At 33.3% G+C, this 15,729-nt stretch carries 14 protein-coding genes and 1 pseudogene; 5 read left to right on the top strand and 10 right to left on the bottom strand.

Annotated elements, in window-relative coordinates; genetic code table 11:
- Positions 1-21: 21 nt before the first annotated feature.
- A complete protein-coding gene (locus DFR78_RS07500) occupies positions 22-1,224 on the bottom strand; it encodes a CaiB/BaiF CoA-transferase family protein (protein ID WP_114458223.1) in 1,203 nt (400 codons plus the stop codon).
- A 301-nt stretch (positions 1,225-1,525) separates the two neighbouring features.
- Positions 1,526-2,593, bottom strand: coding sequence for a M42 family metallopeptidase (locus DFR78_RS07495; protein WP_114458222.1), 1,068 nt, complete (start codon positions 2,591-2,593; stop codon positions 1,526-1,528).
- 642 nt (positions 2,594-3,235) lie between these two features.
- Here DFR78_RS07495 and DFR78_RS12420 point away from each other — a divergent pair.
- The 3 genes and pseudogenes from DFR78_RS12420 to DFR78_RS07480 form a co-directional block, all read left to right on the top strand.
- Positions 3,236-3,319 (top strand): annotated as a pseudogene (locus DFR78_RS12420) (helix-turn-helix domain-containing protein); the annotation flags it as partial.
- 371 nt (positions 3,320-3,690) lie between these two features.
- Positions 3,691-3,795, top strand: coding sequence for a zinc ribbon domain-containing protein (locus DFR78_RS12415; protein WP_369834951.1), 105 nt, complete (start codon positions 3,691-3,693; stop codon positions 3,793-3,795).
- A 3-nt stretch (positions 3,796-3,798) separates the two neighbouring features.
- Entirely contained in the window at positions 3,799-4,179 is a 381-nt protein-coding gene (locus DFR78_RS07480; RefSeq protein WP_114458221.1) for a nitroreductase family protein, read from the top strand.
- On the opposite strand, the gene DFR78_RS12165 is transcribed toward DFR78_RS07480, so the two are convergent.
- The 6 genes from DFR78_RS12165 to tdh form a co-directional block, all read right to left on the bottom strand.
- Positions 4,134-4,271: a hypothetical protein gene (locus DFR78_RS12165; protein WP_233487023.1), complete on the bottom strand. Its 138-nt coding sequence runs from the start codon at positions 4,269-4,271 to the stop codon at positions 4,134-4,136. The two genes, DFR78_RS07480 and DFR78_RS12165, sit on opposite strands and share 46 nt — an antisense overlap.
- Positions 4,272-4,363: 92 nt before the next feature.
- Positions 4,364-7,108, bottom strand: coding sequence for a PDZ domain-containing protein (locus DFR78_RS11930; protein WP_158531731.1), 2,745 nt, complete (start codon positions 7,106-7,108; stop codon positions 4,364-4,366).
- Between the two features lie 210 nt (positions 7,109-7,318).
- On the bottom strand, positions 7,319-8,548 hold the full coding sequence (gene glyA / locus DFR78_RS07465) for a serine hydroxymethyltransferase (protein ID WP_114458219.1): 1,230 nt from the start codon (positions 8,546-8,548) through the stop codon (positions 7,319-7,321).
- A 153-nt stretch (positions 8,549-8,701) separates the two neighbouring features.
- Positions 8,702-9,883 carry a dicarboxylate/amino acid:cation symporter gene (locus DFR78_RS07460; protein ID WP_114458218.1) on the bottom strand — a complete coding sequence of 394 codons (1,182 nt, stop codon included), beginning with the start codon at positions 9,881-9,883 and terminating at the stop codon, positions 8,702-8,704.
- Between the two features lie 240 nt (positions 9,884-10,123).
- Entirely contained in the window at positions 10,124-11,308 is a 1,185-nt protein-coding gene (locus DFR78_RS07455; RefSeq protein ID WP_114458217.1) for a glycine C-acetyltransferase, read from the bottom strand.
- A 6-nt stretch (positions 11,309-11,314) separates the two neighbouring features.
- Complete coding sequence (gene tdh, locus DFR78_RS07450; RefSeq protein WP_114458216.1) at positions 11,315-12,355, bottom strand: L-threonine 3-dehydrogenase; 1,041 nt, start codon at positions 12,353-12,355, stop codon at positions 11,315-11,317.
- Between the two features lie 489 nt (positions 12,356-12,844).
- Between tdh and DFR78_RS07445 the strand changes: the two genes are divergently transcribed.
- Entirely contained in the window at positions 12,845-13,192 is a 348-nt protein-coding gene (locus DFR78_RS07445; protein ID WP_114458215.1) for a helix-turn-helix domain-containing protein, read from the top strand.
- Between the two features lie 380 nt (positions 13,193-13,572).
- Here the strand turns inward: DFR78_RS07445 and DFR78_RS12410 are convergent, their stop codons facing one another.
- Positions 13,573-13,746, bottom strand: coding sequence for a transposase (locus tag DFR78_RS12410; protein WP_114458214.1), 174 nt, complete (start codon positions 13,744-13,746; stop codon positions 13,573-13,575).
- 154 nt (positions 13,747-13,900) lie between these two features.
- On the opposite strand from DFR78_RS12410, the gene DFR78_RS12405 reads away from it, so the two are divergent.
- Complete coding sequence (locus tag DFR78_RS12405; RefSeq protein WP_158531730.1) at positions 13,901-14,008, top strand: hypothetical protein; 108 nt, start codon at positions 13,901-13,903, stop codon at positions 14,006-14,008.
- A 181-nt stretch (positions 14,009-14,189) separates the two neighbouring features.
- Here DFR78_RS12405 and DFR78_RS07430 read toward each other — a convergent pair whose 3' ends face one another.
- Positions 14,190-15,455, bottom strand: a complete 1,266-nt coding sequence (locus DFR78_RS07430) for a dicarboxylate/amino acid:cation symporter (protein ID WP_114458212.1) — start codon at positions 15,453-15,455, stop codon at positions 14,190-14,192.
- Positions 15,456-15,729 lie beyond the last annotated feature (274 nt).

Raw genomic sequence — 15,729 nt, 5'->3', positions numbered from 1 at the left:
TATATTTATTGAACTACTTAATTATTTAACAACTTCATTATTTTTAAGATTTTCAATTTCTTTATTACTGTAATTCAACAACTTACTCAAAACCTCTTCTGTATTTTCGCCAAGTTTTGGAGCATGTGATCTTACTTCTCCAGGAGTCTTAGATAATTTCAATGGAGAACCAGCAATCTTCACTTTACCAATTCCAGGTTGTTCTACCTCTTTCATCATACCCCGATAATTAATATTGTCATCTTCAACTACTTTATCAACTGTATTTAGTGGTGAATATGGTAAACCATATTCTTCAAAAATGTCAATCCATTCCTTAGTAGTTTTAGATTTCATAACTTCTGCAAGAATTGGAATGAGTTCATCCTTATTTTCTGTTCTGAGACGATTTGTTTTAAATTTAGGATGATCTGTTAATTCTTCTTTATCAATTGCCTTACAGAAGTCCTTCCACAATTTATCGTTACCAATAGGAGTAATTATCCAGTCATCTTTTGTTTCAAAAGATTGGAAAGGAACAATAGTGGGATGAGCTCCACCTAATGGACCTGGAATTTCACCATTTATAGTATAGCGAACTACAGCATTTTCAAGAACAGAAACTAATCCATCTACCATAGATATATCGACATGTTGACCTTCACCGGTCTTTTCTCTGTATTGTAAAGCTGCCAGTATTCCTATAGCTCCCTGGTGTCCTGCAAAAATATCTCCAACAGAAGATCCAACTCTACAGGGAGGTCCTCCTACTGGACCAGTAATACTCATTAGTCCACTATATGCCTGGGCTACCATGTCATAAGCTGGTTTTGTAGCATATTCTGGTAAAGCGTCATGTCCAAAACCACATATTGAACAATAAATAATATCTGACTTAATTTCTTTCATATCTTCATAGGAAAAACCTAATTTTTTCATAGTTGTTGGACGAAAGTTTTCCACTACAACATCTGATTTTTTGATCAGTTCAGTAAGTATTTTTTTACCTTCTTCAGTCTTTAAATTAATACAAGTACTCTTTTTATTACGGTTAACACTTATAAAATATCCACTCTGAATTTCATCACCTTTTTCAGCAAATGGTCCAAATTCTCTTGAATCATCACCAAAAGGTGGCTCAACCTTTATAACTTCTGCTCCTAAATCAGCCAGAATCATTGTACAAAACGGAGCTGCTAGAACATGGCCAAGGTCTACTACTCTAATTCCTTCTAAAGCTTTCATATATTTTCCCCCTTAAATAATTTAAGTACTGTAAAATCTTTTTGAACATTTTTCTTATATACTGAACAATTCTTATAAAATATTTTTTACATATCAACACCTCCTTCAGCTGCATAATTATCTAAAACAAAAATGATTTACATACTACTAAAATCATTTAATTAACCAAAAATGGAAATCATTACTCCAGATTCTCTAAATAAATTTCCTAACATAAGCATGCAATTATAGGTGCTTTTTATTTAAATTAAGACTAAATATTTAATTTTGATATATTGAAATGATTTTTCACGGAAAAAATCTAAAAAGAACTAATAACATCTCTATTTAAAGCTTTAATGATCTCCGTACTCCACCTGACAGTATTTTTGTAATCTTCAAAAGAGGAAATCCCGTAATGGGTGTGGGCATACCTAGCCGGTACTCCTATAATAATAGTTGGTATTCCGGAACTGCTTAAAGCTATTTTGCCTCCATCATTACCTCCACCAACCCTCACTGCATCCTGAAAAGGTATATCATTTTTTTTAGCTGTCCGGCGGGCAAATTTTGTAAATCTCGGACTTGCTATAACAGAAACATCTATATGCCTTATCTGTGGACCACTTTTTAATTTTGCCTGAGCATCATATTCATCCTTAAATGTATCATCAGCCGGTGTACCTTCAAAAACAACTGCCAGATCTGGTTTAACAGTTCGCGCCGTAATTTCTGCTCCCCTTGTACCAACTTCTTCCTGAGCCGATAGTGCACCAACAATATTTATATCCAGCTGATCATCTTTTAACTCTTTCATTATTTCAACCACACAGGCGGTACCCAGCCTGTTGTCAAAAGCTTTACCTGTCATAATTTCTCTATCTTCATAATATTCAAACTCAACATCGGGGATAATGGGAGCACCGGCTTCTATCCGGTAATCTCTCAAAACTTCTTCCCTGTTTACAGCTCCAATATCAATTACCATCTCATTAATTTTAATAACCTTATCTTTTTCTTCATCTGTCATAAAATGAGGTGGTTTTGATGCTACAATACCTTTAACATATTTCCCATCTTTATTTCTGATTCTAACCTTATGTGCCGGCACATTCTGCGAATACCAGCCGCCGATTGTAATAAATTTAAGAGTACCATTTTTGTTGATCGATTTGACCATAAATCCTATTTCATCTGAGTGTCCATCTAGCATCAGCACCGGCTTTGTTTTATCAAAGTTTTTATGATACAGATAAAGATTTCTCAGCTTGTCTTCTTTAACCATAAGGTCATCTCCGACATAATCCCTGATCACCTCAAGAACCTCATCTTCAAATCCAGAAATACCATTTGCATTGGAAAGATCTTCAATTAAATCAATAGATTTCACATAAATCCCACCTTTTTATTTAAATTTAATAAATACAAAGCAGTTAAGCTGCTGCAGTTCAAAAAACTTCTCCCTGATAGATCTGTCAAAGAGAAGTTTTTCAGCGCGAAAGATTTTAACATCCATATCATCAGCTAAAAATTCGAACTTAACCTCCCTGTAATCTTTTGAATAAATTTTCCCTTGAATGCTGCCTTAGTTTATTATATATCTTAACTCAGTATCCTACAAATTGGAAGACGGGAGAAAAATTTTTATTCTTAAATATACCTCATAGGAATAATGGGTAAAAATTATTAAAACTGACAAAGGAAAGTTCACATTCGTGAAAATTTCTTGACAAACAATAAATCAAATGATATGTTTAATGTAAATACTATATACCCATACGGGGTAGTATCAGATAGCTTTAATTTTGCTTTTGAAAATACACAGTGAAGAAGTCAGTGAGATGAAGATGGAAGGTAACACTTCCTTTCTAGGTGTAGAAGGTTGTGACTTCTCAATTACTATTTACTAGCTCAGAGGAGGCGATTCCTTCATTTTATGCAGATTCCTAACCTGGCAATTATGATAACTATTAATACTTTTAAAAAAACTATTAGATTTGACGTAACGTAATATTAGTGAGGAGGTGAAAGCATGACAAGCAAAAAAATTATAAGAGAAAAAGGATATAAGTTCAGGCTATATCCTAATAAAAAACAAAAAATATTAATAAATAAATCAGTTGGTTGTACAAGGTATGTATATAACCATTTTCTTGCAAAAGCTAAAGAAGATAAATATAAAACATATACTGAATATTCTAAGCAGCTAACACAATTAAAAAGAGAATTAATGTGGCTTAAAGAGCCAGATAAATTTGCTTTACAAAATGCTCTTAAAGATTTAGATAAAGCTTTTAATAATTTTTTTAGCGGCAAATATAATTTTCCCCAGTTTAAATCTAAAAAGAATATTAAAAATTCTTATCGAACTAATAAGTTTATTCGAAAAAGTGGAACTACCAATATTGAAATAAAGGATAATAAGATTAAGCTGCCTAAATTGGGATGGGTTAAATTCAGTAAATCTCAAAAAGTTAAAGGCAAAATATTAGAAAGTGGAAGTGTCCTGAATGTGGAAAAGTACACGATAGAGATATTAATGCTAGCAAAAACATCTTAGATGAAGGTTTAAAAATACAAAAGGCAAGTTAGAGGATATACTGTTGGGCTAACAGGATTTTAAGCCTGTGGAGATGGTGGATTACTACTTCTAAGAAGCAGGAATCCTCGGGGGCTTGCCCCGAGGAGGGTCAAAACCTGTTTTTCAATGCTCCGGCAGTGATAGCAGTTTCTGCAGAATCTCCGGTAAATGCTGCACTTGCATCCGGAAACATGGAATTGATGGCAAATGCACTAAATTTGGGAGTCGTATTCAGCGGCTTTTCTGTAACAGCTGCAGAAGATAATCAGGAAATTAAAGATTTTCTCAACCTTAAAGAAAACAAAGTGCTCGTGACAGTTATGATAATCGGTTATCCTGATGTTGAATATCAGCGAACTGTACCCAGAAAAAAAGCTGATGTAAAGTGGAAATAAAAGGCCGAAATAACTTTCCTCAGAGCCTGTGGCAGAATAATATGCCTTATTCCCTCCCATTTTGTCATACCAAGAGAAAGGACAGCCTTCATCTGTGATCCTCCTACAGACTGAATTGCACCTCTGTAAATCTGAGACTGATATGCAGCTGTTCCTTCCAAAAGATACGGTAAAGCCTCCTGCACTATTTTTTATACGGGTCTGCTGCCTGGCCCTGTATGAAGCTGCCGTTCAAATCAACAAAATTCAATTTCTGCTGTGGCCACATTTCTACTTCCGGCAGTTCTTCCTGCGGAACACCTGTAAAATATGACAATTTAACTCTATCTGCATAAAGTGGTGCCATTATTTCTGCTGTAATAAAAAATTTAAAATATCCCTGCAGTACTTCATTCAGCTTTCTTCCATCCAATTTTTCCAGCATATAATTGTAGGCACTGCTGCTGTCAGCTGATGTTTTAAGCAGAGCTTCCAAAATAATAATTGAGTCTTTATTTACTTCTTTTAGCTGTGGATAAAAATCAGCTGGATATTTTTCCGCCAGTTTTTCCAGCTCTTCAATACTTTTTCTGGTCAAATGGTTGTGTCCACTTCTAAAAGCAAGCAGTCCATAGTCAAATATCCTATTTGTCAGCTTTGCCACTGCTGAATTTTCTCTATATCCTTCTACAAGTCTAAAATAAGCATCTTCTTTATAATCACCTTCTGCATCAGCACTTATAAATGTTAATCCAATTTGATCACCGGGAGATTTTTCTTCTAAAAGCCAGAATAATTCCTCCTGATTTTCTGGATACTGCTCATCAAATAATAATATGTGGTCACCAACTTCCATTCCGGCCTCTTCAGCTGGAGTACCTGCAGTAACTGATTTGATCTTCCACTGATTATTTTTCAGCTCAGGAATAAATCCGAGTTTGGCTGTTTTATCCTGATTTAAAATAACTTCTTTTTGATAGCGGAAAATTTCTGCCAGCTGATAAACTTCTATAGTCCCCAGCATATTATAAAGCTGATCAAGTCTGGCCATATTTCGGGCTGTTAAAGGATCGGTCTTAACAGCCTCTATATATTTATTATAACCCTGATCAACAAAGCCAACATTGATAAGTTCAAGACTTTCTTTGTATAATGCTTCTGCTTTTTCTCTTTTTTTCTGTCTTTCTGCCACCATTTTTGCCAGCTTTTTATCTCGCTCTGCTGCCAGAGCTTCTTTTTCAGCTTCTGCCTGTTTTGCTGCTTCATATTCTTCCTGATCTTCTGCTTCAATATAATGGAGCCCATCTCTGGCAGCGATCACCCATTCATCAGTATCATATAAATAGCTTATTCCATAAATCTTCTCATCAAATGTTAGTTTTTTATTTTTCACTGCTTTTTTTGCATATTCAGCAGAATCACTTTCGGTCAGCAGTACCTCATAAAAAGCATTTCTACTGTAAAGTCCTACCAGCCAGTTTTTATAAAATTTTCCGTCAACTAAATCTTCACTTGCATAAAACTTAATTCTCTCTTCAAAATTTAGATCTTCAATTCTTTTTTCTTGTAAATTAAATAATTTATGGCTGTCATAGGTGTGCAGAAATGCATATTTGCCAACCCCATCGAAATATAGGTCAAATACATAATCTGCTGTTACATCATTTTTTTGGGCGGCATTAAAATCATTTATTACCTCTAAACTTTCTGCATCAATCAGTGCCACCGTATAATAATCTCCAGGGTCTGCATATAAATACCCTTTTATTATTAAATAACGGCCATCAGGAGAATAATCAAGACCTTTATATATATATCTTCCTGAAGCATTATTTTTAATTAAATTAATTTTTTCTCTAGTAACAACTTTACTTTTCCGGCTGATTGACCACTTATTATAATAAACATCATCTGAGCGAGAACTATAAATTCCCGAAATATATTTATTATCAGGGCTTATTGCGATATAATATCCTTCATCAGAGTTTGATATTGGTAAAGTAGAAATAAAATTGAAATTATCCCCCTGATATAAATAAATATTATTTTCTCTATGTATAGCTATTAGACTTCCATCAGGAGATAATGCCATATTATAATTCTCTCTATAGGATCGGCCGCCTGTATCTACAAAAGTATTAAAATTTAAACTGTCAATAAATTTATATACTCCGTTTTTGAGCCGATAAAGACTGAATTTGTGATAATCTCTTGACTGCCTATTCCCATTGACTGTTCTGTGACCTTTATCATAACTTTCAACTAAGACAAGAGTTTTTCCATTCTGACTGAAAATAGCATCATTAAAACCGCCCATCCTTTTTGTGAATGATTCACCACTAGTATAGGTGAAAATCTTAGTTTTCTCTTTGGTAACAATTTCGATAATTTTATTCTCTTCTTTTTTTCTTTCATCTCTGATTTTTTTTGTAACTGCAATTTTTTTAGTTTCATTTTTAGCACTGCTGTTAGATTGTCCATTTTTATCAGAATTACCAGTATCAGCAGTTAAAGTCTCTCCAGTTTCTTCTTCCCACCTGCTTTTAGCTTTATATAACTCTGCCAACAGCAGTGGATTCACCTCGGAGTTCTGTGCTATCTGGTAGGCATTTTGTCCCTTAGAATTGGTAATAGAAATATCTGCACCATTATTAAGCAGCAGTTTGGCCAGATCAATATTATCTGTCCTTACAGCCATAATGAGGGGATAGGTTTCCTTTCCCTGATATGTTAGCTTTAGATTTGGGTCTCCTCCCTGCTCCACATAATTTTTAATCTGATCAATATTATTATCCACTACAGCCTGAATAAATTCTGAACCACCCATCACTGTATTATTAGATTTACCTTCTACTGCAGTACAGATAGTAAAAGAAAAAACAATTAATGAAATAAAAATAAATAGTGACATTTTTAAAAATATGTTCCTGCCTAATTCTTTTCTGCTCATCTGCTGACCTCCTAAAAAAATTATTTTAGTACAATTATGGTATAATTCTACATTTGTTAAAATAATCCTGCTGTATTTTTAGAAAAAAAAGATAGGTACCGGGTACATAAAAAGGAAATAGTACCGGGTACAAGTGAAAAATTTCATTTGTACCCGGTACTATTGTTCTGTTGGGATATCCCGGCCTGAATGTTAAGTATTTAATTTTAATTAGTTGATAAATTGTTCAGAAAATTTATGTACCTTATTTTTTAGTTCTTTAAGAGTTTTTTCATCATCTGAAGCTTTTAATGCTTCAAATATAAATTCAGCTATTTTTTTCATATCTTTTTCTTTCATACCCCTGGTAGTAACTGCAGGTGTACCTATTCTGATTCCACTTGTTACAAATGGACTCCTTGTCTCAAAGGGAATTGTATTTTTGTTAACTGTAATTCCAATTTTATCCAGCGCCTCTTCTGCTTCCTTACCTGTTATATTCATATTGGTTAAATCCACAAGCATAAGGTGATTATCAGTTCCACCAGAAACCAGCCGCATACCATGTGATTTTAATTCATGAGCTAAAGTTTGTGCATTATCAATAATCTGCTGCTGGTAATCCATAAATTCATCTGTCAGTGCTTCTTTAAAACCAACTGCTTTTGCTGCTATTATGTGCATTAGAGGACCACCCTGCAGGCCCGGGAAAATTGCCTTATCAATATCTTTTGCATATTCTTTTTTGCAGAGAATCATTCCTCCTCTGGTACCTCTAAGTGTCTTGTGAGTTGTGGTTGTCACAAAATCAGCCTCTTCTACTGGATTAGGATGCAGTCCAACAGCTACCAGACCAGCAATATGTGCCATATCTACCATAAATAATGCTCCAACTGAATCAGCAATATCTTTGAATTTTTTAAAATCAATCACACGCGGATATGCACTTGCGCCAGCAACAATTAATTTTGGTTTATGTTCTACTGCTAAAGATTGGACCTGATCATAATCTATAATTTCTTCTTCTTTTGTTACTCCATAATGGACAAAGTTAAAGTATTTACCGGATATATTAACTGGACTCCCATGAGATAAATGTCCACCGTGAGTTAAATCCATAGCCAGAATAGTTCCACCAACTGGAACATGTGATAAATAAACAGCCTGATTTGCCTGAGATCCTGAATGAGGCTGCACATTTGCATGTTCTGCATTATAGAGTTCTTTTGCTCTTTTTATTGCCAGTTCTTCTGCTTTATCTATTACTTCACAGCCGCCGTAATATCTTTTATGAGGATATCCTTCTGCATATTTATTAGTTAATATAGAACCAGCTGCTTCCATTACAGCTTCACTAACAAAATTTTCGGATGCAATAAGTTCAATATTTTTAGCCTGACGATTTTTTTCTTCAGCAATTATATCAACCATTTCCGGATCAACCTTTTTTAAATTATGCATAAATTTCATCTCCTTATTTTGACCATATGAACCTTAAAATTTTAAAAAATGATTCTAACTAAATTAAAAATTTATATTTAGGACAAATGTCCTGGTATTATATATTCTAAAAAACACTAATACTACGAATTATCTAAATCAACCTTTTTTGCATTACGCTGCATTTACCCCTTCTCTACTTTTTTTCCGCAGTGAATCAACTATTATAGCAATTGCTCCATCACCAGTAACATTACATGCTGTTCCAAAACTATCCTGAGCCAGATAAAGTCCAATCATTAACGCAGTTGCACCTTCACCAAAGCCAAGAATGGAGGTTAGAAGGCCTAAAGCAGCCATTACTGCCCCACCAGGAACTCCAGGTGCAGCAATCATCGTTACACCAAGTAGAACTATAAAATGAAAGAAATGTCCAAATACTGGTGTTCCCCCCTGGATTAATACTACTGCAATGGCACAGGTTGTTAATGTAATTGTACTTCCTGCTAAATGAACTGTAGCACCTAAGGGAATAACAAAATCAGCAACTCGTTCACTAATATTATTCTTTTTCGCACTTTTTAAAGTTACTGGGATTGTTGCTGCACTCGACATAGTACCAATAGCAGTCGTATAAGCTGGAATCATATTTTTTAAACTTGTAAATGGATTTTTACCAGAAAATCCACCAGCAATTGAGAACAGTAGTACCAAATAACCAAGATGCATTGCTATAATTAAGGCAAATACCCTACCAAAGACACTAAGGGTTTGAAATGCAGTCCCGGAATGTGCCATATTTGCAAATACACCGGCAATATGAAATGGTAAAAATGGTATAATTACTTTTTCAATAACTAATACTATTATCTCTCTAAATTCATTCATAAATCCATACAGGTTTTGAAGATTTTTTTGAGATCTAATATAATTTATACCCAGACCAATTATAAAAGCAGTTACAAGTGCTGTCATCACACCAAGTAATGGTGGAATTTCCAATTTTAAATATGGCTCCAATCCCCCTTCTTCAGGATTAGCAACAGAAGCACTTTTTACAATAGCAGGTACTATTCTGCTTGCAATTAAATAAGCAATTGTACCTGCAGTAATAGTAGACCCATAAGCAATTAAAACTGTGGAACCTAAAAGTTTACCTGCTTTATCACCAAGTTCTGCAATTCCAGGAATAATAAATGCTAAAATTACAAAGGGAACAATATAATTTAAAAATTCTCCAAAAATATGAGTAAATGTGTAAATCAGTCTAGACATCCAGGTAGGAAAAATCATACCAATTATTATACCTATTATAATACCTATCAATAACCTGGGAACCAAACCTAATTTTTTCATTAATTAGACACCCCTTAAAATATTTTGATTTTACTGTATTTTAATTAACTAAAATAGAAAAGGAAACTTCTAGTTTATTAAAATATAAATAAAATGTTTCTAACTAACTATTATATATGTTATTTTAGAATTTTCTTTCTTTTCTATTATTTAAGTACCCCTTTCTTATTGAATTTTCTACTTCAATAAGAAAGGAGTTTTAAATTTGTTGATTATAAAATTTTTTAGAATTAATTTTATCTAAATTAAATCCATTTCTTTACCTACCTTTTTGAACTTTTCTACAGCATATTCCAGATCATCACTGCTGTGAACAGCTGAAATCATAACCCTTATTCTTGCTTTCCCTTTCGGTACAGTTGGGTAACCGATCGACTGTGCAAATATTTTTTCTTCAAATAGTCTGTCACTCAATTCCTGAGCAGTTTTTGCATCACCTATCATAACCGGTGTAATAGGAGTTTCGCTGTGGCCTACATCAAAACCAGCTTCTTTTAATTTTTCTTTAAATTTATCACCATTTTCCCAGAGTTTACTGACTAATTTATCATCTCTCTGCAAAATTTCTACTGCTTTAATTGTTGCTGCTATATCTGGTGGTGTAACTGCAGAACTAAACAAGAATGGTCTTCCCTGCTGTTTTAAATACTCTTTAAGTACTTTACTTCCAGCAACACATCCACCAACTGTTCCAATTGCTTTAGAAAAAGTTCCTACTTCAATATCCACTTCTCCATGAAGATTAAAGTGATCAACAATACCGCGTCCGTGAGACCCTAAAACACCTTCACCATGAGCATCATCAACCATAACTAAAGCATTATATTTTTTACCTAACTCAACGATATCTGCCAGTGGAGCAATGTCTCCATCCATGCTGAAAACACCATCTGTCACAATTAATTTTCTCCCCTTACAATCTGACTGCAGAACCTCTTCCAATGATTTCATATCTACGTGGTTATAGACTTTTACTTCAGCACCAGAAAGACGGGTTCCATCAATTATACTGGCATGATTTAATTCATCACTAATTATAGTATCTTCTCTGCCAACAAGTGCAGGTATTACAGCTAAATTGGCATTAAAACCGGATTGAAAAGTTAAAACAGCCTCTGTTTTTTTAAACTCTGCAAGCTTTTTTTCGAGTTCATTGTGCAGTGTCATAGTTCCAGCAATACTCCTTACAGCACCGGGACCAATTCCAAATTTATTGAGAGCATCCTGAGCAGCTTTAACAATTTCTTTGTGATTTGCCAGTCCCAGATAATTATTCGAACTGAAATTTAAAACTTCTTCTCCGTTAATTTCCAGCCATGCTCCCTGTGGACTCTCTAAAGTTTTTATTTTATTATATAGTCCTTCTTTTTTTAAATCTGAAATTCTATTTTGTAATTCTCTTTGAAATTCGGTATTCATAAAAATTCCTCCTCAGGGTTTCAAAATTATTTTACCACAGTTTCCTTCTTCCATTAGCTTCATACCCTTTTCAAAATCTTCTAATGAAAAGGTATGAGTAATCAAAGGACTGAGATCAACAAGTTCTTCTTTCAGCAGACGTTTTGCGGTATACCATGTATTAAACATTTTTCTGCCGGTTATACCGTGCAGATCTATACCTTTAAAAACTACATCATCGGTTAAATTTAAATCAACACTGCCGTCCGGCAGACCTAATACAGCCATACTTCCACCGGAAGTAATTGATTTCAGTGAGTGCTTTAAAGCATTCTCATTTCCGGACATCTCTGCTGCAAAATCAACCCCTATTCCATTAGTATTATCCATAACTACATTTTCTAAATTACTGCTGGTAGGATCAACAACAATATCAGCTCCCATTTTTTCCGCAAGTTCTTTTCTGTAATCATTAATTTCACTCACTATAATAATGGCTGCTCCAAATGCTCTGGCAACAGCTATGGCAAGCAGACCTACCGGTCCTGCTCCGGTAATTAAAATATTTTTTCCGGCTACATTGCCAGCACTTATAGTATCTATAGCATTTCCCATCGGTTCCTGCAGAGAAGCAAATTCAGGAGGAATAGAATCATCATTTTCCCACACATCGACTTTATTTATAACTGCATATTTAGCAAATACACCATCTGTGTGTACTCCTAAAATTTTCATATCATTACATATATGTCTTTTACCTGTTTTGCACTGATAACAATGTCCACATGGAATATGTGTTTCTGCTGATATAAAGTCCCCAATCTCTACATTTTCAACTCTTTCACCTTTTTCTATAACTTTACCTGCAAGTTCATGTCCCATTATCTGTGGTACTTTAATGTTTTGCTGTGCCCAATTATTCCATTCATAAATATGAAGATCTGTTCCACATATTGAAGTACTTTCCACTTCTACTAAAACCTGTTCAGGACCACAATTCGGAATATCAACCTCCTTTAATACAGCACCTTTTCCAGGTTTATCCTTGACAACAGCTTTCATTTTTTTGCACATAAAAACACCCTTTTCTATTTCTAAACTTTATTAACCCAAACTTATTACTTATACATGTAAAAAGGCCGGGGAAATATATCTCCCGGCCCAGAGCCCTAGTTCTTAAATTATAATTTTCAGTATGTAACAATATTCTGATACTTCTGGCAAAAGTAACAGTGATAAATTTACACAAACTAATTAATATGATATAATTTGTCAGAGAGTGTTTGACTAACAGAACAGTGGCAGCTGTAATCTGTTACCCCACATTTTAATTATTTAAACTTAATCCCTCCTTTCTTAATTTTAAGAGTTCGGGGAAGAACTCTGTCCTTTTATAGTCTTTAATCTATTTTTTTATCTACTGCTGCAGTTTAGTATTACAACAATTTTGTTCTTAATTACCACATTTTAATTATATTATAGTGTCAATTCAGAACTTTGTCAAGTCAAATTACATAAATTTTCTTTTTTATTTAATCCTTCGACAAAATCAGAGGTGTTTTTATGTCTTTTGGTGAAAACCTAAAAAAAATGAGAAAAAAACGCGGTTTAACACAAAAAGAATTGGCAGAGCTGGTGGGAATAAAAAGATCAACTGTGGCCGGTTATGAGAGCAAAAATCAGGAGCCTTCTTATGAAATTCTCAAAAAAATTTCTGATACATTACAGTGCAGTATTGACACACTGCTGGATTTTAATGAAAAAAATGCTGTTAAAGAAAAATCCCTGCTGAAAGAAATAACTGACAATAAAGAGCTGGAACAGCTGGTGGATTACCTTAAAGAAATGGATTCTAAAGATATTAGTTTTTACAGAAAGCTGATAGAATTTATTGAAGCAGAAAAAAATTGAATATAAAAAAAGCCTGCTTAATGAGGAAATAGGCTCTTAACTGTTTAGTGTGGATAACCTAAATGGTATATATTAACATTAGTGGTAACGTAAAATTTAAATACACCCTCAAGTCAGCCTGAATTTTAATATTAAATAAATGCTTTAAATAAATCAAATTCAAGTTTACCACACTGTAAATATATAGCTGTCATGAAATTATTAAAATTCCTGAACCCTCTGGCTTTTCTCTTTCTGGTCTAAACAATACTGTTTAAACCCTCTAATATACCATTATTGATTCGGCTTTCAATATCGTTTATTATCCCCTGCCAGTGTCTATAGATAAATCAGCCTATCTCAACCATTGGTTCCAGCTGGCTGCAAATCGCCCAGAGTTATTATTTCTTCAGATAACTTGCTGCTATTGTGAGATCATCTATATTCCAGAATTTCTGCAGAAATAATCTAAGATTATAGGCTCTCATTGTTTTTAAATTCATTTCGGATAGTGATTTTAGTTTCTTTTTCTGCCCTTTAATTAAATTCTTCTTGTATTTAAGACAGATGTGCATTGTCTTTTGAGTTCTTTATTATCAAACTGCTTATTCTGTTCATTGCATCTTACCTGATCAACATCTTAATTTACAGCTTTCATTACATGGAATTTATGCAAACCAATTTTATCAATGGAAAAAAACGTTTTATTGAATCTGCAATCTGCATCCAGTGTATAAGAATATCTATAGAAAAGAAATCTATCAGAAATTTTATGAAGCTAAAGAAAATATAGAAAATTTCATTGACTATTACAATTCTGAAAGATTAATAGATTAATAATATCAGATCAAAAATATAATGGTAAAACCGATAAAATTATAGATAAAAGAAGAAGCATTAGCTTGCTATTTATAGAAGAAAACGTCTCAACCAAAAAAACCAACAGCTGCATCAATTCCCAGGACTACAAAAGTATTTTGAAATTTACTGAACTTATCAGAAACAATACAATTAATTACTAAATCCAGGTTCCACTATCTAAATCAATAGCATCATTTAGTTTTGCTACAAGAGAAGTTACTGCAAGATCTCCTGTTACATTATTCATAGTCCTTATTCTATCTAAAATAGGATCTATTCCTGCCACAAAACCAACAACCTCTAATGGAAGGCCTAACTGTGTTAAAACCATAGTTAGCATAATTAAACCACTACCAGGCACACCTGCAGTACCAATACTCGCCAGGGTTGCTGTTAAAACAATGGTCATCTGTTCTCCTATTGTTAATGCCTGCCCGATTAAATTGGCAGCAAATATAGCTGCTACACCTTGATACATTGCTGTACCATCCATATTAATTGTTGCACCCAAAGGAAGTGTAAAACTATAAACAGATTCATCAATTTTTAAATTATTTTCAGCATCATTCATTGTCACAGGCAAAGTTCCACTACTAGAACGAATACTCAAAGCAGTCAGCATTGTATTTTTGGAACCATTTAAAAAAGATAGTGGTGATTTTCTTAAAAAGCCTATTACTATTATTAAAAGATATGTAATTGAAATATGAACTATTACAGCTAATAGTAAAGAAAAAATTAATTTTGCAAAGGGAATAATTACATTTAATCCTGATTCCCCAAAAACTCCAGCCATTAAAGCAAATATACCTAATACCCCATATTCCATAATTCCCCATACTATTTTGAACATTACTTCTGAAATTGTTTCCACAAGATCAAATAATAATTCAGCAATTTTTTTAATTTTAGCTTTTCCACTTTCTTTTACTATAGCCAAAGCTATTCCAAAAATAATTGCAAAAAATATTGTCTGTAATACATTTCCTTCCGCCATTGCTCCTACAACATTATCTGGGAAAATATTCATAATAACATGCTGAAAACCAGGAGCTTTTTCAGCCGATATCTCAGCACTGGTTTTAAGAGTTAAACCAATACCTGGATCAATAAGATTTGCCATAAACAATCCAATTAATATAGCTATAGCTGTAGTCAAACTATAAAATAAAACAGTTTGAATACCAATTCTACCAAGTCTAGAAGGACTTAATTTCTTCATTCCCATTATTAAAGTAAAAAATATAATTGGAATAACAATCATTTTAAGTAATTTGATAAAAATATCTCCTAAAAATTTTATGGAAACCATTGCTTCTCCAAAAATAAGTCCCATTATAGAACCTAGAATAAAAGATACTGCAATTCTGTAAACTAATGGAATTGAGCGATACTTTTGCCATAAAGTTTTTTCTTTTTGCATTTCAATATTACTCCTTTCTTCAATAATATTTATGCTGAACATTTACTCTTATTATTAAATTTACTTTAAAAAAATTGGTTCTTTCAGGAAAATTAACTATTTTCAAATAATTTAAAATTCAATTTTTATTTATTAAGTAATTATATTTTCCATTATAATTCGGATTCCTCACAGTTTAGGAGATTTTTCCCAGCAATACCTGGTTCTGTCATTTCAAATGGATTTAGAATTTCCTCAAGCTCTTCTTCGCTCAAAATCCCCTGTTCCAGAATAA

Source organism: Halanaerobium sp. MA284_MarDTE_T2 (assembly GCF_003337245.1).
GTDB lineage: Bacteria > Bacillota > Halanaerobiia > Halanaerobiales > Halanaerobiaceae > QPJE01.
The sequence above is the reverse complement of the archived record's forward strand: the minus strand, read 5'-3'. Positions and strand labels throughout refer to the sequence as shown.